Source organism: Rhizobium sp. O111 (assembly GCF_055616315.1).
The window spans coordinates 1,988,790-2,011,662 of record NZ_JBSHXL010000001.1; the positions used below are offsets into that span (position 1 = coordinate 1,988,790).

General features: G+C 62.4%; 26 protein-coding genes. 13 read left to right on the forward strand and 13 right to left on the reverse strand.

From position 1 onward, the window contains the following. Position 1: 1 nt before the first annotated feature. On the reverse strand, positions 2–1,225 hold the full coding sequence (locus ACVTFQ_RS10250; protein ID WP_111562005.1) for an aminotransferase-like domain-containing protein: 1,224 nt from the start codon (positions 1,223–1,225) through the stop codon (positions 2–4). 204 nt (positions 1,226–1,429) lie between these two features. Here ACVTFQ_RS10250 and ACVTFQ_RS10255 point away from each other — a divergent pair, with 204 nt between their 5' ends. Then, positions 1,430–2,530 (forward strand): branched-chain amino acid aminotransferase, encoded by a 1,101-nt coding sequence (locus ACVTFQ_RS10255; protein ID WP_047505567.1) that lies wholly within the window; start codon positions 1,430–1,432, stop codon positions 2,528–2,530. A 74-nt stretch (positions 2,531–2,604) separates the two neighbouring features. On the opposite strand, the gene ACVTFQ_RS10260 is transcribed toward ACVTFQ_RS10255, so the two are convergent. Then, a complete protein-coding gene (locus tag ACVTFQ_RS10260) occupies positions 2,605–3,096 on the reverse strand; it encodes a YidB family protein (protein WP_111562006.1) in 492 nt (163 codons plus the stop codon). A 143-nt stretch (positions 3,097–3,239) separates the two neighbouring features. Here ACVTFQ_RS10260 and ACVTFQ_RS10265 point away from each other — a divergent pair, with 143 nt between their 5' ends. Next, positions 3,240–3,497 (forward strand): GlsB/YeaQ/YmgE family stress response membrane protein, encoded by a 258-nt coding sequence (locus ACVTFQ_RS10265; RefSeq protein ID WP_047505572.1) that lies wholly within the window; start codon positions 3,240–3,242, stop codon positions 3,495–3,497. A 105-nt stretch (positions 3,498–3,602) separates the two neighbouring features. Continuing rightward, on the forward strand, positions 3,603–4,190 hold the full coding sequence (locus tag ACVTFQ_RS10270; protein ID WP_111562007.1) for an SAM-dependent methyltransferase: 588 nt from the start codon (positions 3,603–3,605) through the stop codon (positions 4,188–4,190). A gap of 235 nt (positions 4,191–4,425) precedes the next feature. Here ACVTFQ_RS10270 and ilvC read toward each other — a convergent pair whose 3' ends face one another. The 3 genes from ilvC to ACVTFQ_RS10285 all read right to left on the reverse strand — a co-directional run bounded on the left by ilvC (position 4,426) and on the right by ACVTFQ_RS10285 (position 7,180). After that, entirely contained in the window at positions 4,426–5,445 is a 1,020-nt protein-coding gene (gene ilvC / locus ACVTFQ_RS10275) for a ketol-acid reductoisomerase (RefSeq protein WP_018900336.1), read from the reverse strand. A gap of 58 nt (positions 5,446–5,503) precedes the next feature. After that, complete coding sequence (locus ACVTFQ_RS10280; protein ID WP_037178795.1) at positions 5,504–6,157, reverse strand: TetR/AcrR family transcriptional regulator C-terminal domain-containing protein; 654 nt, start codon at positions 6,155–6,157, stop codon at positions 5,504–5,506. A gap of 120 nt (positions 6,158–6,277) precedes the next feature. Then, on the reverse strand, positions 6,278–7,180 hold the full coding sequence (locus ACVTFQ_RS10285; protein WP_018900334.1) for an AraC family transcriptional regulator: 903 nt from the start codon (positions 7,178–7,180) through the stop codon (positions 6,278–6,280). Between the two features lie 237 nt (positions 7,181–7,417). Between ACVTFQ_RS10285 and ACVTFQ_RS10290 the strand changes: the two genes are divergently transcribed. After that, on the forward strand, positions 7,418–8,464 hold the full coding sequence (locus ACVTFQ_RS10290) for an NAD(P)-dependent alcohol dehydrogenase (RefSeq protein WP_047505580.1): 1,047 nt from the start codon (positions 7,418–7,420) through the stop codon (positions 8,462–8,464). Between the two features lie 152 nt (positions 8,465–8,616). Here ACVTFQ_RS10290 and ACVTFQ_RS10295 read toward each other — a convergent pair whose 3' ends face one another. Next, positions 8,617–9,879: an NAD(P)/FAD-dependent oxidoreductase gene (locus ACVTFQ_RS10295; protein ID WP_111562008.1), complete on the reverse strand. Its 1,263-nt coding sequence runs from the start codon at positions 9,877–9,879 to the stop codon at positions 8,617–8,619. Between the two features lie 218 nt (positions 9,880–10,097). Between ACVTFQ_RS10295 and ACVTFQ_RS10300 the strand changes: the two genes are divergently transcribed. From ACVTFQ_RS10300 to ACVTFQ_RS10310, 3 genes are all read left to right on the forward strand, one after another. After that, a complete protein-coding gene (locus ACVTFQ_RS10300) occupies positions 10,098–11,015 on the forward strand; it encodes a bifunctional helix-turn-helix transcriptional regulator/GNAT family N-acetyltransferase (protein WP_111562009.1) in 918 nt (305 codons plus the stop codon). Positions 11,016–11,080: 65 nt separating this feature from the next. Next, positions 11,081–11,698, forward strand: coding sequence for a TetR/AcrR family transcriptional regulator (locus tag ACVTFQ_RS10305; RefSeq protein ID WP_111562010.1), 618 nt, complete (start codon positions 11,081–11,083; stop codon positions 11,696–11,698). 73 nt (positions 11,699–11,771) lie between these two features. After that, the gene (locus ACVTFQ_RS10310) at positions 11,772–12,983 is read left to right on the forward strand and encodes an MFS transporter (RefSeq protein ID WP_111562011.1); all 1,212 of its coding nucleotides are present in this window, start codon (positions 11,772–11,774) and stop codon (positions 12,981–12,983) included. Positions 12,984–13,036: 53 nt separating this feature from the next. Here the strand turns inward: ACVTFQ_RS10310 and ACVTFQ_RS10315 are convergent, their stop codons facing one another. Then, positions 13,037–13,456, reverse strand: a complete 420-nt coding sequence (locus ACVTFQ_RS10315; RefSeq protein WP_018900326.1) for a winged helix-turn-helix transcriptional regulator — start codon at positions 13,454–13,456, stop codon at positions 13,037–13,039. Between the two features lie 123 nt (positions 13,457–13,579). On the opposite strand from ACVTFQ_RS10315, the gene ACVTFQ_RS10320 reads away from it, so the two are divergent. Then, a complete protein-coding gene (locus tag ACVTFQ_RS10320; protein WP_111562012.1) occupies positions 13,580–14,467 on the forward strand; it encodes an SDR family oxidoreductase in 888 nt (295 codons plus the stop codon). Between the two features lie 68 nt (positions 14,468–14,535). Here the strand turns inward: ACVTFQ_RS10320 and ACVTFQ_RS10325 are convergent, their stop codons facing one another. Continuing rightward, complete coding sequence (locus ACVTFQ_RS10325; RefSeq protein WP_111562013.1) at positions 14,536–15,288, reverse strand: pyridoxine 5'-phosphate synthase; 753 nt, start codon at positions 15,286–15,288, stop codon at positions 14,536–14,538. Between the two features lie 429 nt (positions 15,289–15,717). Here ACVTFQ_RS10325 and ACVTFQ_RS10330 point away from each other — a divergent pair, with 429 nt between their 5' ends. Further along, positions 15,718–16,407 (forward strand): MerR family transcriptional regulator, encoded by a 690-nt coding sequence (locus tag ACVTFQ_RS10330; RefSeq protein WP_111562014.1) that lies wholly within the window; start codon positions 15,718–15,720, stop codon positions 16,405–16,407. 2 nt (positions 16,408–16,409) lie between these two features. Here the strand turns inward: ACVTFQ_RS10330 and ACVTFQ_RS10335 are convergent, their stop codons facing one another. After that, on the reverse strand, positions 16,410–17,537 hold the full coding sequence (locus ACVTFQ_RS10335) for an ATP-dependent DNA helicase (RefSeq protein ID WP_111562015.1): 1,128 nt from the start codon (positions 17,535–17,537) through the stop codon (positions 16,410–16,412). 174 nt (positions 17,538–17,711) lie between these two features. Here ACVTFQ_RS10335 and ACVTFQ_RS10340 point away from each other — a divergent pair, with 174 nt between their 5' ends. From ACVTFQ_RS10340 to ACVTFQ_RS10350, 3 genes are read left to right on the forward strand one after another with little or no spacing between them, the layout of a single operon-like run. Continuing rightward, positions 17,712–18,092: a COG4315 family predicted lipoprotein gene (locus ACVTFQ_RS10340; protein ID WP_111562016.1), complete on the forward strand. Its 381-nt coding sequence runs from the start codon at positions 17,712–17,714 to the stop codon at positions 18,090–18,092. 21 nt (positions 18,093–18,113) lie between these two features. Next, positions 18,114–18,629, forward strand: coding sequence for an RNA polymerase sigma factor (locus tag ACVTFQ_RS10345; protein ID WP_111562017.1), 516 nt, complete (start codon positions 18,114–18,116; stop codon positions 18,627–18,629). Next, positions 18,626–19,408: an anti-sigma factor family protein gene (locus ACVTFQ_RS10350; RefSeq protein ID WP_111562018.1), complete on the forward strand. Its 783-nt coding sequence runs from the start codon at positions 18,626–18,628 to the stop codon at positions 19,406–19,408. Before ACVTFQ_RS10345 ends, ACVTFQ_RS10350 begins: the two co-directional genes overlap by 4 nt. Before the next feature lie 27 nt (positions 19,409–19,435). Here ACVTFQ_RS10350 and ACVTFQ_RS10355 read toward each other — a convergent pair whose 3' ends face one another. The 4 genes from ACVTFQ_RS10355 to ACVTFQ_RS10370 are packed head-to-tail and all read right to left on the reverse strand — an operon-like array spanning position 19,436 to position 21,787. Then, positions 19,436–19,807: a nitrile hydratase accessory protein gene (locus ACVTFQ_RS10355; RefSeq protein ID WP_111562019.1), complete on the reverse strand. Its 372-nt coding sequence runs from the start codon at positions 19,805–19,807 to the stop codon at positions 19,436–19,438. Further along, entirely contained in the window at positions 19,794–20,453 is a 660-nt protein-coding gene (nthB, locus tag ACVTFQ_RS10360) for a nitrile hydratase subunit beta (protein WP_112435955.1), read from the reverse strand. The genes ACVTFQ_RS10355 and nthB overlap by 14 nt, the downstream gene beginning before the upstream one ends. Beyond that, positions 20,450–21,133, reverse strand: a complete 684-nt coding sequence (gene nthA / locus ACVTFQ_RS10365; protein ID WP_111562021.1) for a nitrile hydratase subunit alpha — start codon at positions 21,131–21,133, stop codon at positions 20,450–20,452. The genes nthB and nthA overlap by 4 nt, the downstream gene beginning before the upstream one ends. Before the next feature lie 60 nt (positions 21,134–21,193). After that, positions 21,194–21,787, reverse strand: a complete 594-nt coding sequence (locus tag ACVTFQ_RS10370) for a LysE family translocator (protein ID WP_111562022.1) — start codon at positions 21,785–21,787, stop codon at positions 21,194–21,196. Positions 21,788–21,988: 201 nt separating this feature from the next. On the opposite strand from ACVTFQ_RS10370, the gene ACVTFQ_RS10375 reads away from it, so the two are divergent. Then, on the forward strand, positions 21,989–22,837 hold the full coding sequence (locus tag ACVTFQ_RS10375) for an aldo/keto reductase (protein WP_111562023.1): 849 nt from the start codon (positions 21,989–21,991) through the stop codon (positions 22,835–22,837). Positions 22,838–22,873: the final 36 nt, after the last annotated feature.

Below are 22,873 nucleotides of genomic sequence, written 5' to 3' on the forward strand. Positions count from 1 at the left end.
CTCAGTGGCCGCCGATCTCGCCTGCGATCAGCTTTCCGAGCCGCGCGATGCCTTCCTCGATCTTCTCCTCGTTGCTCGACGAGAAGCTCATGCGCAAGGTGTTCTCGCCCGAACCATCGGCAAAGAAGGCGCGGCCCGGCACGAAGGCCACCTTGACGGTCTCGATCGATTTCGCCAGCAGCTTGGCCCCGTCCATCCCCTTCGGCAGCGTCACCCAGACGAACATGCCGCCCTCAGGCTTCGTCCAGCTCACACCCTCGGGCATGTGCTTTTCGAGCGCAGCCAGCATCGCGTCGCGACGCTTGCTGTAGGCTGCCTTGATCTTGGCGACTTGGGCGTCGAAGCCCTTGCGCGCGACCTCGGCGATGGCGATCTGGTTGATCGTCGAGGAATGAAGATCGGCCGCCTGCTTCATCAGCACCAGCTTGCGGATAACAGGCGCGTTGGCGACGATGAAGCCGACGCGCAGGCCCGGCGCCAGCGTCTTCGAGAACGATCCGCAATAGATCGTCCTGGTCTTGTCGATATCGCCCTTCTCGGCGATCTCCAGCGACAGGATAGGCGCGACCGCCTCGCCGTCATAGCGCAGCGACTGATATGCCGCGTCCTCGATGATGGCGATGTCCATCTCGTCGGCAAGCTTGATCAGCTTCTGGCGGCCCTCAAGGTCGACGGTCTCACCGGTCGGGTTGGAGAAGTCGGCGGAGAGATAGGCGAACTTCACCTGGCCACCAGCTTCCTTCGCCTGCGCCTGATAGGAGGCCGGCGTACGGTTGCCGTTGGGCGTAAGCTGGTCGTAGGCGGGTTCATAGGCGTTGAATGCCTGCAGCGCGCCGAGATAGGTCGGCCACGTCACCAGCGCCGTGTCGTTGGGCGACAGGAACAGCTTGCCGAGATAATCGAGCCCCTGCTGCGAGCCGGAAACGATGAAGACGTTGTCGAGGCCGCAGGCAATCCCGAGCTTGCCCATCTCGCCCACCAGCCATTCGCGCAGAGGCTTGTAGCCTTCGCTCACCGAATACTGCAGCGCCGAGTTGACCGCCGTGCTGTCGAAGATGTCCGAGTAAGCCTGCTTGAAATCCTTGTCCGGAAACAGCGCCGGATCGGGAATTCCGCCCGCGAACGAAATGATATCGGGCTGGTCGAGAAGCTTCAGAAGTTCACGGATTTCCGAAGCGCGCATGCGCGACGAGCGGGTTGCAAAGATGTTATCCCAGTTGAGCATGGGTGCGCTTCCTCGTAATTTTTTGTCTTTACTGGACAAGATCACGCAATAAATGATAAGTCAACATTACTGACCTATTTGTTTGCTACCGTGACAATTTTCCGCAATTTTAATCCGAAAACAGGCCAAATCGGCCTTTGCAAAGCACACGCTGCGGCAGTAGTGTCGCCGCCGAAATCCCACAGGCTATGAAGGTGCCAGGAAATGACCGCGTCGTCGAATACTCCCGAAATCAAGATCGAATTCCATACCTCGCCGGTCTCCGACGCGGACCGCATCAAGGCCCTGGAAACACCCGGCTTCGGCAAGGTCTTCACCGATCACATGGTGCTGGCGAAGTGGACATCGGACAAGGGCTGGCACGATGCCAAGGTCACCCCGCGCCGCCCGCTGGAACTCGATCCGGCAAGTGCTGTCCTGCACTACGCCCAGGAAATCTTCGAGGGCATGAAGGCGTACAAGGCCGATGATGGCCGCATCCTCCTCTTCCGCCCGGAACAGAACGCCAGCCGCTTCAACCAGTCGGCAGAGCGCATGGCCATGCCGCCGGTGCCCGAAGACCTGTTCCTCAAGGCGGTCGAAGAGCTCGTCCGTATCGACAAGAACTGGATCCCGTCGGGCGACGGCAGCCTCTACCTGCGTCCCTTCATGTTCGCCAACGAGGCCTTCCTTGGCGTTCGCCCAGCGCAGGAATATATCTTCTGCGTCATCGCCTCGCCTGTCGGTGCCTACTTCAAGGGCGGCGCCAAGGCTGTATCGCTCTGGGTAGAGACCGAATACACGCGCGCTGCCGCCGGCGGCACGGGTGCCGCCAAATGCGGCGGCAACTATGCAGCCAGCCTCGTCGCGCAGGCAGAGGCTGCCAAGAAGGAATGCGATCAGGTCGTGTTCCTCGATGCGGCCGAGCATCGCTGGGTCGAAGAACTCGGCGGCATGAACGTCTTCTTCGTGATGAACGACGGCACCGTCGTCACCCCGCCGCTCGGCGGCACGATCCTGCCGGGCATCACCCGCGCCTCGGTCATCGTTCTCGCGGAAGAAAAGGGCCTCAAGGTCGAGCAGCGCCCCTACTCGTTTGCGGAGTGGCAGGCTGATGCGGCCAGCGGCAAGCTGGTCGAAGCCTTTGCCTGCGGCACCGCCGCGGTACTCGCCGGCATCGGCCTCGTCCGCCACGCAGGCGGTGAGTTCAAGGTCGGCAATGGTGAGACCGGCAAGCTGACGACGGAATTGCGCAACGAGCTGGTCGGCCTGCAGAAGGGCGTCACCAACGACCAGCGCGGCTGGACCCGCCGCATCATGGCGTAAGCCACCCGACATATCCGATCACCACGAAAGGCCGGCAAGGTTTCCACCTCAGCCGGCCTTTTCATTTCTGACAATCAGGAGCGCAGAAGTGCCGCGATCTGGGCCTGGCTCGGGATCTGCCCCTGCGGCGTCAGCTTGTCGACGACCCCAGGGAGAACCTTGGAAAGCTGAGCCAAGAGCTCCTGCTCGCTGATCCCGGCCTGGCGCGCCAGATCGCTGATCGTCTGCGAGCCGAGCGCGCTTTCCAGATTACCGGGCGCGATCGGCTGGTTCTGCCCGGGTTTCACCCAGGAATCGGCAACCGACCCCTGCCCGGCCTCAGCCAGCTTGCCGAGCAAACCGCCCAATCCGCCGAGACCACCAAGGCTGCCCGCCAGTCCTCCGAGATTGCCAAGCAGCCCGCCATCGTCGGCGCCGGTATTGGCCTGCTGGTTCGGCTGCTGTGGCTGTTCCGGCTCGCTCTTGCCACCAGCGCCAAGCAGCTTGCCGACGAGAAGCGCGCCGAGCGCGATCATGATCGGCTTCGAGATGTTCCCACCGGGAACGGCGTCATCAAACAATCCCATGTCATTCTCCTTCGGTGTTGTTTTGAAACGAAGAGCAAAAACACAACATGAGGCCCGCTAGAGCCTTGAATTCCGCCATGACAACTTTAGCTGATGCTGAAAGATGGTCGGATTGTCCGCCCATTCAAGGAGGGGAAAACAAGATGTCTGTCATCGGGTGGATTATTCTCGGGCTGATCGCCGGCTTCATCGGCAGCAAGATCGTCAACAAGACCGGTTCCGGCATGCTGATGGACATCGTGCTGGGGATCGTCGGCGCCATCGTCGGCGGCGTCATCTTCACCTTCTTCGGCGCCTCCGGCGTCACCGGCTTCAACATCTACAGCCTCGTCGTCGCCGTCATCGGCGCGGTCGTCGTGCTGTGGCTGTATCATGCCGTGAATGGCCGCAGATCGGTGTGACGCTTCGAACTAGGACGGAGCGTCCGGCCGTGCGTGGCGCGTCGCAACGTTTTATATATACGTTTTGCAATATGCTTTGCCTCCCATCTGACGAGGCAAGGCATCATGTCCGACGAACCGACCTCATCCTTCTACAAAGAAAACGCCGCGACCTACGCCGCCCGTGAGAGAACGCTGCCGATCCGCCGTCTCGATGCCTTTCTCTCGAAATTGGAGCCGGGTGCAGCCATTCTGGAACTTGGCTGCGGCGCCGGCCATGACAGCGCCTACATGCTCTCCAAGGGCTTCAACGTCACGCCGACGGACGGCTCCGCAGAGCTTGCAAGCGAGGCCGAAACCCTGCTCGGTCGCCCGGTCGAGATCATGCGTTTCGAGGAGCTGGACGAGTACGAGGCGTTTGACGGCGTCTGGGCCGAGGCGAGCCTCCTGCATGTGCCGCGCGCCCAACTGCCTGATGTCTTCGCTCGTATCCTGCGCGCACTGAAGCCCGGCGGACACTTCCACGCCACCTTCAAGGCCGGCGACGACGAGGGACACGACGGCTTCGGCCGCTATTACAACTACCTGTCCGCCGAACTTCTGTCCGATCTGTTGAGCGCAGCCGGCTGGCACAGCGTCGTCATCAGCGAGGGAGACGGCAGCGGCTACGACGGCAAGCCGACACGCTGGCTGTCGATGCGCGCCCAAAAGTAAAAGGCCGGAGCTTTCGCACCGGCCTCCATATCTGCGATAGCAGAAAAGCTTAGTTGACGGCCTTGTCGGCCAGCTTGTTCTTGCCGATCCCCGCGTCGCCGCAGGCGCGCATCAACAAAGATGCACTGGATCGGCAAGCCACTTAGTTGACAGCCTTGTCGACCAGCTTGTTCTTGCCGATCCCCGCGTCGCCGCAGGCGCGCATCAACAAAGATGCACTGGATCGGCAAGCCGCTTAGTTGACGGCCTTGTCGACGAGCTTGTTCTTGCCGATCCAAGGCATCATGCCGCGCAGCTTGGCGCCGACTTCTTCGATCGGATGCTCGTCGTTGACGCGGCGGATACCCTTGAAGCGAGCAGCGCCGGCACGGTATTCCTGCATCCAGTCCGAGGTGAACTTGCCGGTCTGAATGTCCTTGAGGACACGCTTCATCTCGGCCTTGGTTTCTTCGGTGATGATGCGCGGACCGGTGACGTATTCGCCCCACTCAGCGGTGTTCGAGATCGAGTAGTTCATGTTGGCGATACCGCCTTCATAGATCAGGTCGACGATGAGCTTCACTTCGTGCAGGCACTCGAAGTAGGCCATTTCAGGCGCGTAGCCAGCTTCCGTCAGCGTTTCGAAGCCGGCGCGGATCAGCTCGACGAGACCGCCGCACAGAACGACCTGTTCGCCGAAGAGGTCGGTTTCGCACTCTTCGCGGAAGTTGGTTTCGATGATGCCCGAACGGCCGCCGCCGACGCCGCAAGCGTAGGAGAGAGCGAGTTCAAGAGCGTTGCCCGAAGCGTTCTGGTGAACGGCAACGAGGCAAGGAACGCCGCCGCCCTTCTGGTATTCGCCGCGAACCGTGTGGCCCGGGCCCTTCGGCGCGATCATGACGACGTCGAGCGAAGCCTTCGGCTCGATGAGGCCGAAGTGAACGTTGAGGCCGTGTGCGAATGCGATGGCAGCGCCGTCGCGGATGTTGCCGGCGATGTCGGCCTTGTAGATGTCGGCCTGCAGTTCGTCAGGCGTCGCCATCATGATCAGGTCGCCCCACTTGGCGGCGTCGGCAACGGTCATGACCTTGAAGCCGTCGGCTTCGGCCTTCTTGATGGTCGGCGAACCGGCCTTCAGCGCGATGGCGACGTTGGCAGCACCGCTGTCCTTCAGGTTCAGCGCGTGGGCGCGACCCTGGGAGCCGTAGCCGACGATGACGACGTTCTTGGACTTGATGAGGTTGAGGTCTGCATCACGATCGTAATAGACGCGCATTTGAATTGTCCTTCCCTTTGCTTGTCTTGTAGACTGTCAGTATTCGGTAAATCTGTCGTCAGACGACGGCCGGCATGTCGGCCAGCGCCTTCTCCGTCCCGTAGAGCCGGAGGAAGGCGGTCACCGCCTTTTCCGCCTGGCGCGCGGTATCCGTAACGCCCGTGGTGTCTCCAAGCAGCATGCGCACATGCAGGTCGGAAACGATCAGGCCGTAGAGTGTGTGATAGGCTTCGTCGGCATCGTTGAAGCGCAGCAGCCCTGCCCGCTTGCCTGAATCGATCAGCCCCATGGCGCGGCGGTCGATCTGCCGGCGGCCGCGCTCGAGCAAAAGCTTGCCGAGCTTCGAGCCGTCGCGCGGCGACTGGCCGATCGCCAGCCGGTTCAGCGCCAGCGACACGTCGCCCGCCAGAACCTCCAGCAGATCACGCGAGAAAATAACGAGATGGTCGTGCAGGCTGGCCGAAGTCAGCCGCTCGCCGTTGCGCTCGAAGGTGCGCACCTTGCTCGCCTGGTAGGCGATCATCGCCGACAGCAGGCCGTCGCGGTCGCCAAACCACTTGTAGAGGCTTTCTTTTGAGCAGTTGGCCGCGCGCGCGACGCCCGATGTCGTCAGTGCCTTTTCGCCGCCATCGACGAGCAACCGCAGCGCCTGCTCCAGAACGGCGTTCTGGCGCGGCGAGAATTCGCTGGGCTCCAAGTTTTCGACAGACACGGCATTCGCTCCCGATAAGTACCGTACGGTACGGTTCGTGAGCGCTTATCGCCCAGAAGCACTCTCTCGTCAAGAGCCCGCAAAAGGCAGAAGCATAAATTTTCGGCGTGCCGCGCTCGTTTATTCGGCAGCGTTCAGCACGGCATCCACATCGCGCGCCGGCGACATCCCGTATAGACGGCTATATTCGCGGCTGAACTGTGACGGGCTCTGATATCCGACGCGGTGGCCCGCAGTGCCAGCATCCAGCCGCTCGATCAACATCAGACGCCGTGCTTCGTGGAGCCGGATCTGCTTCTGATACTGCACCGGCGTCATCGCCGTGATCGACTTGAAGTGATGATGAAACGACGAGACGCTCATGTTGACGTGCTCGGCAAGTTCCTCGATGCGCAGCGTCCGCGCGAAATTCTCGCGCAGCCAGGCAATGGCGCGGGCGATCCGGTTACCCTGGCTGTCGGCGATCGCGATATCGATCAGCTGGTCGCCGGCAGGTCCCGTGAGGATGCGATAGAGGATTTCCTGCTCGATCAGCGGCGCCATCGCCGCGATATCGGCCGGACTATCAAGCAAGCGCAGAAGTCGCACGGCCGCATCGAGAAGCTCTGGCGTCGCCACGTTGACGACGATGCCGCGCTGGCCGGATGGAGGTGCTGCGCTGCGCTGGATGGTCGAGCGGCTAAGGAGATGCAGCAGCTTCTCGCTATTGATCGCAAGCGTGATGCACAGGTGCGGAACCTCGGCGCTCGCCTCCACGACCCGCCATGTGACCGGCAGATCGACTGAAGTCAGAAGATAGTCGCCCGCTCCGTAGTTGATCGTATCCCCGCCCAGTTGCAGGCTTTTCGCCCCCTGGATGACCATGGCGAAACACGGCCGGTAGCTGCTGTGGCAAGGCGCGCTCGGTGTCGTGCGGCGGCTTATCCCGAGCCCGTCGATCCCCGTCTGCACCTCGCCTTCGGCAAGCGCGAAACGGCCCGCGATCGACGCGATCTCCTGGTAGCGGTTAAACAGCAAGCTCATCAGTCGCACTTTCCGGTGGGAACGGCCTCGTCGCCGTATTGGAGGCTTATGTAGAATGGAATTGCCGCTTCGCAAATAGATCGCCCATCGACTTTTGCGGGCCAGGCGACTTTTGCAGGCCAAGCGACTTTTGCAGGATCGTGCAAAAACCAGAGAGGATCGCTCTAACGCTTCTTACTGCGTTGCGGCATAAATGCCCTCGTCCGAACCACCCCTCTAAATATATGGAGTTTTCCCATGGCTATCGCAAAAGGCTATGCTGCTACAGACGCCTCCAAGCCGCTGACGCCGTTCACCTTCGAGCGTCGGGAACCGAACGCGGACGACGTCGTCATCGACATCAAGTTTGCAGGCATCTGCCACTCCGACATTCACACCGTTCGCAACGAATGGCAGAATGCCGTCTACCCGATCGTACCGGGCCACGAGATCGCCGGCATCGTTTCGGCCGTTGGCGCCAACGTCACCAAGTTCAAGGTCGGCGACCGCGTCGGTGTTGGCTGCTTCGTTGACAGCTGCGTCGGCTGCGCCACCCGCGACGTCGACAACGAGCACTACATGCCGGGCCTCGTCCAGACCTACAACAGCGTCGAAGCCGACGGCAAGACGGCGACCCAGGGCGGTTATTCCGACTCGATCGTCGTCAAGGAAGGCTACGTCCTGTCGATCCCGGATAACCTGCCGCTCGACGCTTCCGCACCGCTGCTGTGCGCCGGCATCACGCTCTACTCGCCGCTCGCACACTGGAAGGCCGGTCCCGGCAAGAAGGTCGCGATCGTCGGCATGGGCGGCCTCGGCCACATGGGCGTGAAGATCGGTGCGGCCATGGGTGCCGACATCACCGTTCTCTCGCAGACGCTTTCGAAGAAGGAAGACGGCCTGCGCCTCGGCGCCAAGGAATACTATGCGACCTCGGACGCATCGACCTTCGAAAAGCTCGCCGGCACCTTTGACCTGATCATCTGCACGGCTGGCGTCGCCATCGACTGGAATGCCTATCTCAACCTGCTGAAGGTCGACGGCTCGATGGTCATCGTCGGCGCGCCGGAGCATGCAATCCCGGTTCACGCCTTCTCGCTGATCCCAGGCCGCAAGAGCCTGTCCGGCTCGATGATCGGCTCGATCAAGGAAACCCAGGAAATGCTGGATTTCTGCGGCAAGCACAACATCGTCTCGGAAATCGAGAAGATCAACATCCAGGACGTCAACGAAGCCTACGAACGCGTTCTCAAGAGCGACGTTCGCTACCGCTTCGTCATCGACATCGCCTCGCTGGCGGCCTGATCGAACGGATAGCGGCTTCGTCCGCTCCATCAGTCGAAAACCGAAGCCCCCGTTATCTGGCGGGGGCTTTTTCATTGCGTACGCCAGAAACAGAAAAGCCCCCGGTTCGCACCGGAGGCTTTGGAATGGTCGTCGCGATAGTCCGACGGGGCTTACTTCTCGTCGGCGATGGTCTCGCGCTGCGTGATCAGTCGGGCGCTGTGCTGGCCGCTGAGGAAGATCCACAGCCAGCTCCAGGCGACCGAAAAGCGCGAACGCGTGCCGATCAGGAAGTAGATGTGGGCGATGCCCCAGATCCACCAGGCGAGCCCACCCTTGAGCTTGATCCTGCCGAAATCGGCAATCGCGGCACTCCGGCCGATCGTCGCCAGGCTGCCCTGGTGCTTGTACTTGAAGGCCGGCGGCGTCTTGCCCTTCATCCGTGCGTGAATGACCTTGGCGACAAAGGCGCCCTGCTGCTTGGCGGCGGGCGCGACACCCGGTACCGGCGCACCGCTCTCCTGCGTCACCGAGGCGGTGTCGCCGATGACGAAGACCTCGGGCAAACCCGGTGCCGTAAGGTCCTTCTCGACGATCGCGCGCCCTGCGCGGTCCGCCGGGATGCCCAGCCACTTGGCGGCCGGCGACGCCTGAACGCCGGCGGCCCAGCTGATCGTCCGGCTCGGGATGAACTCCTCGCCGATCTGCACACCCTCGGCCGTGCATTCGGTGACAGGCTTTCCAAGCCGCACTTCGACGCCAAGATCGTTGAGCGCCTTCAAGGCATATTCGGACAGTTCAGGCACGAAGGTCGGCAGGACGCGCGGTCCGGCCTCCACGAGGATGACCTTGGCCTTGCGCGTGTCGATATTGCGGAACTCCCGCGGCAGCGTCTTGTGCGCCAGTTCGGCGATGATGCCCGCAAGCTCCACGCCGGTCGGGCCGGCGCCGATGATGATGAACGTCAGGCATGCATCGCGCTCCGCCGGATCGCGTGCGGTCTCGGCACGTTCGAAGGCCAGGAGTACACGGCGGCGGATCGTCGTCGCATCCTCGAGCGTCTTCAGGCCCTGCGCCACCGGCGCCCAGTCGTCGCGCCCGAAATATGCATGGGTCGCACCCGTGGCGAGCACCAGCGTATCGTATTTCAGGACGTTGCCATCGCGCAGCGTGACCGACTTCGTGCCGGTATCGACGCCCGAGACATCGCCCAGCAGCGTCGTCACTTCGGGGCGGTCGCTATAGAGATGGCGGATCGGCCAGGCGATCTCGGAGGTCGACAAAATCGTTGTGGCGACTTGGTATAGCAGGGGCTGGAACAGATGGTGATTGCGCCGATCGACGAGCGTAATACGGACACCAGCGCCTTTAAGGTCGTTTACGAGTTGCAGCCCTCCGAAGCCTCCTCCAACAACGACGACGTGATGATCAGCCATAAGTTACCCTTTTGGTAATTTGCATAAGAATTGATCAATGTCATCTAACATACCCCCGTTTCAACCACCGTTTCAGCATAGCTAACCTGCGTTGACGAGGCTGCGACCAATCAGCGCGCGGGCCAGAAGCAAAACTAAGTCGGCAGCCTAGCCGCAACAATTTAGTTGACTCAGTCAATCAATTGAAGGACAGGGTCTCTCAACAGGAGACCTGATCCATGTCCGATTCCGCCCTTATCGACGCCGCCCGCGACTTCAATCGCTTCTACACCAACTTCCTGGGGGTCCTGAACAAGGCCTATCTCGACACACAATTCACGCTGACAGACGCCCGCGTACTCTTCGAAGTCGGCTCGCAGGAACGCGTCAGCGCCGTGGCGCTGGTCCGCGACCTTCACCTGGACCCGGCCTATCTCAGTCGCATCCTGAAGCGTTTCAAGGCCGAAGGCTTGATTGAGACAACGCCCGATCCCGACGATCGGCGAAGCCAGATCATCTCTGTCACCGACCAGGGACGCCAACAGTTCCAGGACCTCGTGAGGCGCTCCAACGCCCAGATCGCCGGACGCTTCGACAAACTGGCGGCAGGCGAACCGCAGAATGTCGTCGCGGCGATGAAGACGATCCGGTCCCTGCTGGATCCCGAAGCGACGCTTCCGCCTTTGGTCATCCGCCCGCACCGCTCCGGCGATATCGGCTGGATCGTGGAGAGCCAGGCAAAGTTCTACAGCGAGGAATATGGCTGGGACATGCGCTTCGAGGGCCTTGTCGCCGAAGTTGCGGGGCGCTTCCTCACCAACTTCGATCCGGCGATGGAATACGGCTGGATCGCCGAGCGCGGCGGCATCAACATCGGCTCCGTCCTGATGACCAACGGCGGCGACGGCATCGCCAAGCTGCGGCTCCTCTACATCGACAAGTCGGCGCGCGGGCTCGGCCTTGGAAAGACATTGGTCGACGAATGCATCCGCTTCGCGAGAGCCAAGGGATACCGGCAGATCTCGCTCTGGACCAACGACATCCTGTCTACCGCGCGCACCATCTACGTGAAGGCTGGCTTCCAGCTCGTATCCGAGGAGAAGCATCGCATGTTCGGCCCCGAGCTCAACGGGCAGACCTGGGTTCTCGATCTTTAGACTAAATTGCGAAACCGCAAGTTTCGGCTTGATTTGGAAACGATCATTTCCTAATCAGTCGATCCATGACCACACACGCACTCATCGACACCGGCCGAGCGCGCGGACGCCCGCGTGAATTCGATATGGACGCAGCGCTTGGCAAGGCGCTCGACGTCTTTTCCGAACGCGGCTATCACGCCGCCTCGATCAGCGAGCTGACCGAGGCGATGCAGCTGACCTCGGGCAGCGTCTACAAGGCATTCAAGGACAAGCGCGGCATCTTCCTCGCCGCCTTCGACCGCTATAGGCGCATCCGCCGCGCCCTGCTCGACGCCCGCCTTCAAGAAGCCGCCACCGGCCGCGACAAGGTCCGTGAGCTTCTGAGCTCCTACGCATCGTCTTCGCATGGTGCGTCCGGCATGCGAGGATGCCTCGTGGTCGGCAGCGCCAATGAGCTCGCGATCTTCGACGGCGAAGCCGCGCGACGTGTCTCGGACGCCTTCGACGCCAATGAAGCGCACCTGGTCGAACTCATCCGCCTCGGCCAGAGCGATGGCTCCATTTCAGCCACGCTCGATGTCGAAGCCACCGCGCGCACCCTGCTTTGCCTGACCGCAGGCATGCGTATCGTCGGCAAGACCGGTCGCACCGCGCCGGATATGGACGCCGTCGCCCGCGAGGCGATGAAGCTTCTGACCTGATTGTTTTCCCATGAGCGCGCAAAACCGCGCCCTCGATCACCTCTACTGTCCGTCTGCCCCACCGGAGCCCAGCATGAGCCTTTCGTCCACCACACCTGAGACCGTTGCCGCGCCAACGATCTCGCCTTTGATGACATTCCTTTTCGCCGCCGCCTGCGGGCTCGTGGCCGCCAATCTCTATTATGGCCAGCCGCTCGCCGGCCCGATCAGCGCCTCGCTCGGCTTCAGCCCGGCCGCCACCGGCCTGATCGTCACGCTGACGCAGATCGGCTATGGCCTCGGCCTGCTTTTGATCGTGCCGCTGGGCGACCTCATGGAAAACCGCAGGCTGGTGCTGACCCTGGTCGCCGCCTCGGCCGTGTCGCTGATCGGCGCCGCCCTGTCGACGACGCCAACCATGTTCCTCACCGCCTCGCTCTGTATCGGCATGGGCTCGGTCGCCGTTCAGGTCCTCGTCCCCTTCGCCGCCAACATGGCGCCCGATGCCTCGCGCGGCCGTGTCGTCGGCAATGTCATGAGCGGCCTGCTCTGCGGCATCATGCTCGCCCGCCCGGTCGCAAGCTTCCTCGCGGAAGCCACCTCCTGGCATGTCGTCTATTACGCGTCGGCCGTCGTCATGATCCTGCTCGCCGCCATCCTGCGCGTCCAGCTGCCCGTGCGCACCCCGCACACTCGGCTGAGCTATGGCGCGCTCTTGGCCTCCATGGCGCACCTCGCCCTGCATTCCCGCGTCCTGCAGCGCCGTGCGCTCTATCAGGCGGGCATGTTCGGCGCATTCAGCCTGTTCTGGACGACGACGCCGCTCCTGCTCGCCAGCCCCGCCTTCGGCCTGACGCAGAACGGCATCGCGCTCTTCGCGCTTGCCGGTGCCGCCGGCGCCATCGCCTCGCCGATCGCGGGCCGCCTCGCCGACCGCGGCCTCACCAGGATCGCCTCGACAATCGCCATGCTCTGCGGCATCACCGCCTTCCTGATCAGCCATTTCGCGACCGACGGCTCGGCGCTCGCGCTGACGCTACTGACAGCGGCCGCGATCATTCTGGATTTCGGGGTAACGACCAACCTCGTTGTCGGCCAGAGGGCGATCTACGCGATCAGCCCGGAGCACCGCAGCCGCCTCAACGGCCTCTTCATGGCAACCTTCTTCGCCGGCGGTGCGCTCGGCTCCGCCATCGGCGGCTGGGCATTCGCCACCGGCGGCTGGACGCTGACTGCCTGGATCGGCCTCTGCTTCCCCAGCCTCGCCTTCCTGCTTTTCCTCACGGAAGGGCTGCGGAAGCGCTGATCACGATCGGGAACGGCGTGACGCTTCAATGAGCGCCGCAAGGCACGCAAGCGTCACGCGCCCGATGCGTCGAACTTGACCCGGGCGGAGCGAACGGCCTCATGGTTGTTCTCCGCCCAGTTCAAAAGCAGTGCCAGCGTCTGGTAGAGCGAGTTTCCGAGATCCGTCATCCGGTACTCGACGCTCGGCGGCTTGGTCGGAAACACCTCGCGCTCGATATAACCGTCGCGCTGCAGGTCGCGCAGCGTCTGCGTCAGCATGCGCTGCGAAATATCCGGGATCATCCGGCGAAGCTCCCCAAAGCGGTAAGGCTGCTGCGACAGCGCCTCCAGCATCAGCGTCGACCACTTGCCGCCGATCTGCTGCATCATGTCCCGCACCGGGCAATTGTTGAAATCGAGCTTGGAGAGATCGACCTCGTTCCGCACGCGCGGCTCGGCCTTGCTCTTCAGGTTGACGACGGTGCCGGCCATTCTGCTGGTTCCCTTTTGGTAACTTACGGCGCAAAAACTGCCTCCTTTACAGCTGCCGGTCAATCCCTATTTTAGCCCTAGTCTCTTTTCGAGACCAGCAATCGAACCTAGAGGTTTACAGACATGAGCGAAACGATCCTCATCACCGGTGCCGCCGGACAGCTCGGCCAGCGCGTCATCCATCACCTGCTCGAGACCTACAAGGTTCCCGCGGCCAACCTGATCGCCGCCAGCCGCGACACCTCCAAGCTGGCTGACCTTGCCGCCAAGGGCGTTCAGACCCGCAAGGCCGATTTCGACGACGCCGCCTCGCTGGAAACAGCCTTCAAGGGCGCCGATCGCGTGCTCATCATCAGCACCGACGCACTCGCCGTTCCCGGCCAGCGCCTGAAGCAGCACACGACTGCTGTTGCCGCCGCCGTCAAGGCGGGCGTCAAGCACATCGCCTACACCTCGATGCCTTCGCCCGACAAGTCGCTCGTCACCTTCGCGCCCGATCACCTCGGCACCGAAAACGCCGTCAAGGCAAGCGGCCTGCCCTACACGATCATCCGCAACGCCTGGTATCTCGACAACTACATGCATTCCATGCCGCACAATCTGCAGGGCGGCAGCTGGTACACGGCATCGGGCGACGGCAAGGTGCCGAACATTTCGCGTGACGATTGCGCCCTTGCAGCCGCCGCGGCCCTCACATCGGACACCAAGGACAGCGCCACCTACACGCTGACCGGCGCGCAGTCGCTTTCCGCCGACGAGATCGCCGCCGCCATCTCGCAAGCCGTCGGCAAGCCGCTCGCCGCCGTGAAGGTCACGGACGACCAACTGCGCCAGGGCCTGCTCGGCGCCGGTCTTCCTGATTTTGTCGCTGACATGCTGGTTTCGGCCGACGCCAATGTCCGCGCCGGCAATTTCGATCACGTGACCGAGGACTTCAACAAACTGACCGGCAAGCAGCCGCAGTCGCTGAAGGACTACTTCGTGGCCAACAAGGCAGCGCTCGTCGCCTGACAGCGCGTTCCCTGAAGCCACAGCCCGCTCCGCACCACCGGGGCGGGCTTTTGTTTGTCTGGCTAGGCTCAGATCTTCTGGCCGCAGGCGCGGCAGAAGCGGCGCACGGTCTCGGCCATGCCGAACTCCAGCGCATCCGCCGTCAGCCCGTGGCCGATCGAGACCTCCGCAAGCTTCGGGATGCGCTTGACCAGCGGCGGCAGGTTGGCGACGGTGAGGTCATGGCCGGCATTGACGCCGAGCCCGATCGCCAGCGCGGCATCCGCCGTCTTGCCGAGCGCCTCGAGGATAGGCCCCACCCGCTCCGGCGCGTCGTAACAGCCGCCGTAGGGGCCGGTGTAGAGCTCGATCCGATCGGCGCCGACCGCCTTGGCAATCGCCACCGCCTCCTCGTCCCCGTCGCCATCGGCAAACAGCGATACACGCGTACCCATCTTCTTCAGCCGCGCGATCACATCCGTGAGCAGTTCACGGTCCTTGCGGAAGTCCCAGCCGTGATCGGAGGTCGCCTGCGAGGGATGATCCGGCACCAGTGTCACCTGCTCGGGCGCGGCCTTGACGCAGAGGTCGAGGAACTCATCCGTCGGATAGCCCTCGATGTTGAACTCCGCTTCAGGAAATTCATCGTCGATCAGGTTGCGGATGACAGGCAGATCGGAAAACCGGATGTGCCGCTCGTCGGGGCGCGGATGCACCGTCAGCCCGCTCGCGCCCGATTTGAGCGCGATGCGCCCCAGCGCCTCGACGCTTGGCCAGGGCAGATCGCGGCGATTGCGCAGCATGGCGATGGCGTTGAGATTGACGGAAAGCGTGGTGGGCATGGCGAGTTTCCATTCAATGAAAGAAGCTGCCCCGCTTTTAAGCCAAGGACGCCGTCGCGGCCAACGAGATTCGTGCATGATTGCATGTGAATTTCTGATTGATGGCTCACCGTCGCCACATCGCCGCAAGCAAAGTAACGCCAACGGCAAGACGCATCAGAAAAACGATTAAGCATCCGGGACCGAAACGCGCCCGATGATTCGTTCAGAAGTTGCAGTGCTGTCGCATGTACATTCGACTATTATTTACAAGTGACTATTTTTAAGGATAACAAATCAGTCGTTTAACGCATAGTCTGATCGCAATGGATCACCAAATCGAGGATCCGTTGCTTTGCATGCCGACCGGGAATGCATCGTCAAAACCGCTCGACCGCGCCCGTATCCGTGTCATGCGCGCACTTGATCATGCGTAGAACAGGAGGGCTCATGTCCGAACGACATAAGCAGGCTGCAAGACCAAACGCTCCGCCCCAGGCACCTCCCGATTTCAGGTTCCTGCCGCGCGTCGCCCGCCCGGCAAGCCTGCCCGGCGGCAAGGTCGCGATCGCCGACATGGCCAACGCCTTCGGCGTCACCCACCGGACCCTGCATTTCTACGAGGAGAAAGGGCTGATAGCGTCGAGCCGCATCGGGCTGATGCGCGTCTACGAGCACGCCGACATCAGGCGCATGGCCGTCATCAACGTCTGCCGCGAGGCGGGCATGCCGGTGGCCGTCATTCAGGAACTGATGGCCGATCTCTGCAGATCAACCTCGCAGCAGGATGCCGACGCCGTCTTCGCCGCCGCCCTTGCCTCGCGAAAGCGCGAACTGACGGCGGAAATGTCGACGCTGCACCGCCAGCTTCAGCAGGTCACCGAACTGCTCGAAAACACCGCCCCCGGCGACGAGCCGCCGCTCAACGACAACCAGCATGAGCGCACGCTCACCGAACAGGAATATCGCTGCCTCGTGCTGATGACCGAGGGACTATCGACCCAACGCATCGCCCGCACGCTTGATCTCAAGGAGGACGACGCGAAGTCGATCGAGGCCGCGATCATCAGAAAGCTCGACACCAACAACCGCTTCCAGGCAATCGCCAAGGCGGTCCTGCTCGGTATCGTGCAAATTTAAAATCAGCGGACGATCGTCAACGTTTCAGCCGCGCGCGTGATCGCCGTGTAGAGCCAGCGCTCCCTCGTATCGCGAAACGCCCAGCTTTCATCGAACAGCACGACATTGTTCCACTGCGAACCCTGCGCCTTGTGCACGGTCAGCGCATAGCCGAAATCGAACTCGTCGTAGCGCTTGCGGGTATTCCAGGGAATCTCGCCCTCGACATCCTCGAAGGCCTGCTTCAGCAGCTTGATCTTCGCCGCCCCGCGATCGATATCGTCATCCTCTGGCCGGATCAGAAGGTTGATCCCCGGCTTCGTCGTCTCCTTCGACGACGTCATCACCTGCCAGAGCGAACCGTTGAGCAGCCCCTTGGCCGGATCGTTGCGCAGGCAGACCAGCTTGTCGCCCGTCTGCGGATAATCGGCTGAGAAACCCTTCAGCTCGCGCAGCCGCTGATTATAGCGCCGCCGCGTGCGGTTGGTGCCGACAAGCACCTGGTCGGCATCGAGCACCAGCGACTGGTTGACCTCGTTCTTCGAGATCACCTGCGCCGCGCCATAATCGCCATACATGATCTCCTTGCCCTCGCGCACCTGCATGGCGAGCCCGATGATCGGGTTGTCGCGCGCCTGCCGGTGGATATCGGTCAAGAGATAGTCGGGTTCCTGGTTGGTGAAGAACCCGCCCCCGGAGACCGGCGGCAGCTGGCCGGGATCGCCGAGAACAAGGATCGGCGTGCCGAAGCTCATCAAGTCCTTGCCCAGCGCCTCATCCACCATCGAGCATTCGTCGACGATGATCAGCGCCGCCTTGGCAACGGGGCTCTGGCGGTTGATGGTGAACATCGGCGCGATTGAGGTCTTGCCGGTCTCCTCGTCCTCGACGGCCTCTTCGCCGCGTGGACGATAGATCAGCGAATGCAGCGTGCGCGCATTGCTGGCGCCACGCGTACGCAACACCTGCGCCGCCTTGCCGGTGAATGCCGCAAACAGCACCTCGCCATCGACATGCTCGGCGAAATGCCGCGCAAGTGTCGTCTTGCCCGTGCCGGCATAGCCGAACAGGCGAAAAATCGGGGCCTTGCCCTCCTTCAGCCATTTGGCAACGGCTTTCAGGGCTTCGTCTTGTTGCGGAGCAAATTGCATGATCCATCGACTTGGCAGGATTCGTCAGCGATAGGCAACCGCAAAATGCCGCGAGACGGTCGACCCTCGTGCGCTGTCGAAAAAAATCGCCGATACCAGGGAATAAAATCGCCCCTCGCTTTGTCTCATGTCAGGCAACGCAAACCGCGTGCGCCCAACCCGAGGAGACACCCGATGAAATCCGCGAAATTCCTGATCGCTCTCACTTTCGCATCCGCAGCCGCCACCGCCGCCCTCGCCGCCCCGCCCGTCAAGACGGTCGATTCCGCCAAGGGCAAGGTGCTCGCGGGCGAAAACGGCATGTCGCTCTACACCTTCAAGAAGGACACCAAGGACGTTTCCAATTGCTACGACGATTGCGCCAAGAACTGGCCGCCGCTGATGGCCGATGGAAATGCCAAGCCGGAAGGGGCATACTCGATCGTGGACCGCAAGGACGGCATGAAGCAATGGGCAAAGGACGGCATGCCACTCTACTTCTGGGTCAAGGACAAGAAGATGGGCGATATCACCGGTGACGGCGTCAAGGATGTATGGGATGTCGCAAAGCCATAAGCGCTGGGCAGGCTTGATCGCATGAAGCCACCCGCACCCGAAACATTCGAGGGCCAGATCCTGGCCCTCCTCCCGTCGCTCAGGCGCTATTCCCGCAGTCTGACGCGCTCCGACAGCGATGGCGAGGACCTGCTGCAGGACTGCGTCGAGAAAGTGCTCGCCCGCCGCACGCAGTGGCGCGGCCTGAACCTGCGCGGCTGGGTGCTGACGATCATGACCAACCTCTACCGCAACCAGCGCCGCACCATCGTGCGCGGTAACCTCGTGGACATAGATGGTGCGATCGACGTGGCCGCACCCGAAGAATCAACCGACCCGCTCGAACGCTCCCGCCTGGAGGACGCGCTGAACGGTCTTTCGGAAGATCACCGCGCCGTGCTGATGCTTGTCGTCATCGAGGGCTACACCTACCAGGAAGTGGCCGACATGCTCGACATACCCTTGGGCACTGTCATGTCGCGCCTGTCGCGCGCGCGCCAGCAACTGGCCGAACACATGAAATCAGACAACGTCATTACGCTTCGGAGACCGAAATGAACGCCGCCGACCAACCCGTGACCGAAGCGGACCTCCACGCCTACACCGATGGCCTGCTCGCCGATGCCGACCGTTCGCGCATCGAAGCCTGGCTGCGAGACAATCCCGAGGATGCCGCAAGAATAGCCGAATGGCAGGCGCAAAACGCCGGCATCAAGGCAATGTTCTCAGGCTACGAAAAGAGCAGGCCCGGCGACGGCGACATGATCGGCAAACCACCCGCGCTCTCCCCTTCGTTGAAGCGCCTCGCCGCCGTCGCGGCAACCGTCGCCATCTTCGCCGCCGGCACGCTTGCCGGCCACTACGGCCCCGCTCTCTTCGAGCGCCCCCAACTGCAACTGACGGCGCAGGAGACCTTTCCGAAAGAAGCCCAGAACGCCTTCCTCATCTACGCCAGCGAAGTCCGCCACCCCGTCGAAGTCTTCGCCAACGAGGAAGCCCACCTCGCCACATGGCTTGGCAAGCGCCTGGCTATATCGAACCTCAAGGTCCCCGATCTCACGAGCCTGAACTACCATCTCGTCGGCGGCCGCCTGCTGCCTGTCGACGGCAAGCCGGGCGCGATGTTCATGTACGAGAACCAGACCGGCGAACGCCTCACCGTCCTCGTCGGCCGCAACACGGCGAACAAGACCACCAGCTTCCGCTTCGCCTCAGCAGACAACATCGAGACCTTCTACTGGATCGACGGCGAACTCGGCTACGCCGTCACCGGCGAGATTTCACGCGAGGAGTTGAGGAAGGTCGCCGAGGAATGCTACCGCCAGTTTCCATCGTGATGTCACCACCAGGAGACGATCGAACCATTAGCGCTGCGGATCATTGGCAAGCTCAATAGGCTTCCCATGCGGCGTCGCCTCCGCCGCCCGCTGCCAACTCTGCTGCAAAGCGGCAATCGTCTCCGCATCGGCCACACCGCGATCGACGAGGATCGAAGACAGCGCCGCCACCCAGCAATCGAAATAGTCGCTGCCATCGGCGGCCCGGCCGGGCTTGAGCAGCTCACCGGACAAAGCCTCCGCCCACTCCGTCCACGTAAACAGCCCCCGCTCATGCAGATGCACCGTCATCGCAAACGCCTCGGCAGCCCACGGCTCCGGAAACACCGGCTCACCGTCGTGGGAGCGTGGCAGCTGCGGCGATTGGGCAAGCGGCGAGCGCGTGTCACACTGGCTCAAGATAGCTCTCCCAGGCATCGATCGACACCGTCAACGACGCATCAGCCCCCTCGCCCCAGATCTCGCCACCATCGAACACGACGGTATAGACCCATTGCGGGTTCTCACCCTTGCCATGGGCGTTATCGTCAGGAAACACGAAGGAGCCCTGCACCGCCTCGATAACCCCGACCTTGGCGCGCGCATAGCGCGGCAGCCGCGTGTGCGTCGTCGGATTGAAGTTCCGCGTCTTCACCTTGTCGCCAACAGCGAACCGCGCCGGCTGATCCAGCGGCCGATCGCAAGGGCCACCCTTGGCAAGAACACCTGCGACCATGTCGGCCTTCAGCACCCGCTTCGGCGCAGCGCCGTCGAACTGCCTGTGGCCGCTCTCGACCTCGTCGGCGCTGGTAAAGCCGTGCCGCTCGAGCAGCACCTCCAGCGCCCGCGTCCAGATCTCGTAATAGCTGGCGGAGAGATAGTTGGCCGGCGGGATGCTCTCGCGCGCATGCCGGCTCTCGTCGATGTTCCAGGCGCCGAAGGCGCCGCAGGAAAGCGTCAGCCCCAGCGCCCGCTTCTCCCACTCCGCGTGGAAATAGGGCTCGTTCTTCTCCGGCGCGATAGGTCCGAAGCCCATCTGCCCGCCGAGATCGTGCGGCCCGTTCATGCCGCTGCTCCCGGTGCTGCGGCAAGGCCGGCGCCGATCATCGCATCGCGGCTGACGAGATCGGCCAGCTGCTCCTCGCTCAAGCCCTCCGTGCCCTCGGGCCGCTGCGGAATGACGAGATAGCGCAGCTCCGCCGTCGAATCCCAGACGCGGATCTTCTGTTTCTCCGGCAGGCTCACGCCGAATTCGGCGAGCACCCCGCGCGGATCGATCACCGCCCGCGAACGATAGGCCGGCGCCTTGTACCATGTGGGCGGCAGCCCCAGCACCGACCATGGATAGCAGGAGCACAGCGTGCAGACGACGAGATTGTGCGTCTCCGCCGTGTTGAACACCGCGCGCATGTGCTCGCCTTGGCGTCCGGTGTAGCCGAGGCTGGCGATCGCAGCCGTCGCGTCCCGTTTCAGCCATTCGGCGAAATCGGGATCGCTCCACGCCTTGGCGACAACCCGCGCGCCGTTCCTGGGGCCGACCTTGGTCTGGTAGGTATCGACGATCGCATCGATCGCCGCCGGATCGATCAGCCCCTTCTCCGTCAGCACCGTCTCCAGCGCCTTCACGCGGGCCTGCATGTCGGAATAGTGGTTGTCGTGGTGATGATCATGGCCATGATGATGGTCGTGATCATGGTTATCGTCGTGATGTTCGTGGTCGTCGTGCAAGAGACTACCCTCCGCCATTGTCGACCTATCCTTAGGCACTCACGGAGCGAACGCCAAGCCCCGACCGACGCGATCGGCCTATTTCAGCATCGGCCACAGGCTAAGCACCAGAAGCACCGCCATGGTGATGTTGAACCACTTAAGCCGCACAGGATCGGACAGCCAGTCGCGCAGGGCCGAGCCGAAACCCGCCCACGTGGAAACACTCGGCACATTGACGGCGGCAAAGGCCAGCCCGACGATCATGACGCTGACGAAATAGATATCCTGGATCGTATAGGTCGCCATCGCCGTCACCGCCATCACCCAGGCCTTCGGATTGACCCACTGAAACGCCGCCGCCGACAGAAAAGACATCGGCTTCACCGCGCCCTTGCCTTCGCTCAGCGACCGCGACGTCGCGATCTTCCAGGCGATCCAAACCAGATAGGCGCCACCCGCAAACTTCAGCGCCGTATAGACCGCCGGCACCGTATGCAGCACCGCGCCTAGCCCCAACCCGACGCCGATCAACAACGAGAAGAACCCGGCGCCGATGCCGATCATATGCGGGATTGTCCGGCGAAAGCCGAAATTTACGCCAGAGGTGAACAGCATCATGTTGTTCGGGCCGGGCGTGATCGATGTGGTAAAGGCAAAGAGAAGCAGTGCCAGAAACGTATCCAGCGGCATGGGGCAACCTCCGTGGCCCGCGATCATCGCCACGAGCCTTGTTAATTTAGGTCAGCATAATTGACCTAAATCGGCGGGGCCACTTGCATATTGTCATGGTGACAGGATTGCCGCGGTTGAATTCGGAACGCATGTCATATGTCATGAGCCATCCGTCATCGATGATGTAGACAATTCACGACGAACACGACGAGGCCGACCATGCAAGACGACCCGATCCCAACGCTCACCATGCCTGATGGCAAGGAAGTGCCCGTGCTTGGTCAAGGCACCTGGAACATGGGCGAGAAAGCCTCGGAGGCCAAGCGCGAGATCGAAAGCCTGCGCGCCGGGCTCGACCTCGGCATGACGCTCATCGACACCGCCGAGATGTATGCCGAAGGCGGCGCCGAGAAGATTGTCGGCGAAGCGATCCGTGGTCGCCGCGACGAGGTCTATCTGGTCAGCAAGGTCTATCCCTGGAATGCCAGCCGCAACGGCACGATCGAGGCCTGCGAAAACAGCCTGTCGCGCATGGGCACCGACCGCATCGATCTCTACCTCCTGCACTGGCGCGGCAATCACCCGCTGGCCGAGACCGTCGAGGCTTTCGAGACGCTGAAGTCTCAAGGCAAGATCGGCCAATGGGGCGTCTCCAACTTCGATACCGACGACATGGAGGAACTGCTCACCGTTCCCGCAGGCAAAAATGTCGCCGCCAACCAGGTGCTCTACAATCTCGGCCGTCGCGGCATCGAGTTCGATCTCCTGCCCTGGTGCCAGCAGCGCAACATTCCCGTCATGGCCTATTCGCCGATCGAGCAGGGCCGCATCATCCACCACCCCGAGATCATCCGCATCGCCAAGGCCAACCAGGCAACGCCCGCCCAACTGGCGCTGGCCTTCCTTCTGGAGCGCGAAGGCGTTATCGCCATCCCCAAGACCTCCAATGCCACCCGCGTCGCAGAAAACCGCGACGCCGTCTCGCTCGATCTCAGCGACGAGGACCTCGCCGCCCTCGACGCCGCCTTCCCGCCGCCATCAAGAAAAAAGCCGCTGGAGATGCTCTGACCTCCAGCGGCTTCCTATCCAACGGACTTAGGTGTC

Excerpts from the sequence above, each read along its gene's own strand:
- ACVTFQ_RS10250 (WP_111562005.1), bottom strand. The coding sequence starts at position 1,225 with ATGCTCAACTGGGATAACATCTTTGCAACCCGCTCGTCGCGCATGCGC.
- ACVTFQ_RS10255 (WP_047505567.1), top strand. The coding sequence starts at position 1,430 with ATGACCGCGTCGTCGAATACTCCCGAAATCAAGATCGAATTCCATACC.
- ACVTFQ_RS10260 (WP_111562006.1), bottom strand. The coding sequence starts at position 3,096 with ATGGGATTGTTTGATGACGCCGTTCCCGGTGGGAACATCTCGAAGCCG.
- ACVTFQ_RS10265 (WP_047505572.1), top strand. The coding sequence starts at position 3,240 with ATGTCTGTCATCGGGTGGATTATTCTCGGGCTGATCGCCGGCTTCATC.
- ACVTFQ_RS10270 (WP_111562007.1), top strand. The coding sequence starts at position 3,603 with ATGTCCGACGAACCGACCTCATCCTTCTACAAAGAAAACGCCGCGACC.
- ilvC (WP_018900336.1), bottom strand. The coding sequence starts at position 5,445 with ATGCGCGTCTATTACGATCGTGATGCAGACCTCAACCTCATCAAGTCC.
- ACVTFQ_RS10285 (WP_018900334.1), bottom strand. The coding sequence starts at position 7,180 with ATGAGCTTGCTGTTTAACCGCTACCAGGAGATCGCGTCGATCGCGGGC.
- ACVTFQ_RS10290 (WP_047505580.1), top strand. The coding sequence starts at position 7,418 with ATGGCTATCGCAAAAGGCTATGCTGCTACAGACGCCTCCAAGCCGCTG.
- ACVTFQ_RS10295 (WP_111562008.1), bottom strand. The coding sequence starts at position 9,879 with ATGGCTGATCATCACGTCGTCGTTGTTGGAGGAGGCTTCGGAGGGCTG.
- ACVTFQ_RS10300 (WP_111562009.1), top strand. The coding sequence starts at position 10,098 with ATGTCCGATTCCGCCCTTATCGACGCCGCCCGCGACTTCAATCGCTTC.
- ACVTFQ_RS10305 (WP_111562010.1), top strand. The coding sequence starts at position 11,081 with ATGACCACACACGCACTCATCGACACCGGCCGAGCGCGCGGACGCCCG.
- ACVTFQ_RS10310 (WP_111562011.1), top strand. The coding sequence starts at position 11,772 with ATGAGCCTTTCGTCCACCACACCTGAGACCGTTGCCGCGCCAACGATC.
- ACVTFQ_RS10315 (WP_018900326.1), bottom strand. The coding sequence starts at position 13,456 with ATGGCCGGCACCGTCGTCAACCTGAAGAGCAAGGCCGAGCCGCGCGTG.
- ACVTFQ_RS10320 (WP_111562012.1), top strand. The coding sequence starts at position 13,580 with ATGAGCGAAACGATCCTCATCACCGGTGCCGCCGGACAGCTCGGCCAG.
- ACVTFQ_RS10325 (WP_111562013.1), bottom strand. The coding sequence starts at position 15,288 with ATGCCCACCACGCTTTCCGTCAATCTCAACGCCATCGCCATGCTGCGC.
- ACVTFQ_RS10330 (WP_111562014.1), top strand. The coding sequence starts at position 15,718 with ATGTCCGAACGACATAAGCAGGCTGCAAGACCAAACGCTCCGCCCCAG.
- ACVTFQ_RS10335 (WP_111562015.1), bottom strand. The coding sequence starts at position 17,537 with ATGCAATTTGCTCCGCAACAAGACGAAGCCCTGAAAGCCGTTGCCAAA.
- ACVTFQ_RS10340 (WP_111562016.1), top strand. The coding sequence starts at position 17,712 with ATGAAATCCGCGAAATTCCTGATCGCTCTCACTTTCGCATCCGCAGCC.
- ACVTFQ_RS10345 (WP_111562017.1), top strand. The coding sequence starts at position 18,114 with ATGAAGCCACCCGCACCCGAAACATTCGAGGGCCAGATCCTGGCCCTC.
- ACVTFQ_RS10350 (WP_111562018.1), top strand. The coding sequence starts at position 18,626 with ATGAACGCCGCCGACCAACCCGTGACCGAAGCGGACCTCCACGCCTAC.
- nthB (WP_112435955.1), bottom strand. The coding sequence starts at position 20,453 with ATGAACGGGCCGCACGATCTCGGCGGGCAGATGGGCTTCGGACCTATC.
- nthA (WP_111562021.1), bottom strand. The coding sequence starts at position 21,133 with ATGGCGGAGGGTAGTCTCTTGCACGACGACCACGAACATCACGACGAT.
- ACVTFQ_RS10370 (WP_111562022.1), bottom strand. The coding sequence starts at position 21,787 with ATGCCGCTGGATACGTTTCTGGCACTGCTTCTCTTTGCCTTTACCACA.
- ACVTFQ_RS10375 (WP_111562023.1), top strand. The coding sequence starts at position 21,989 with ATGCAAGACGACCCGATCCCAACGCTCACCATGCCTGATGGCAAGGAA.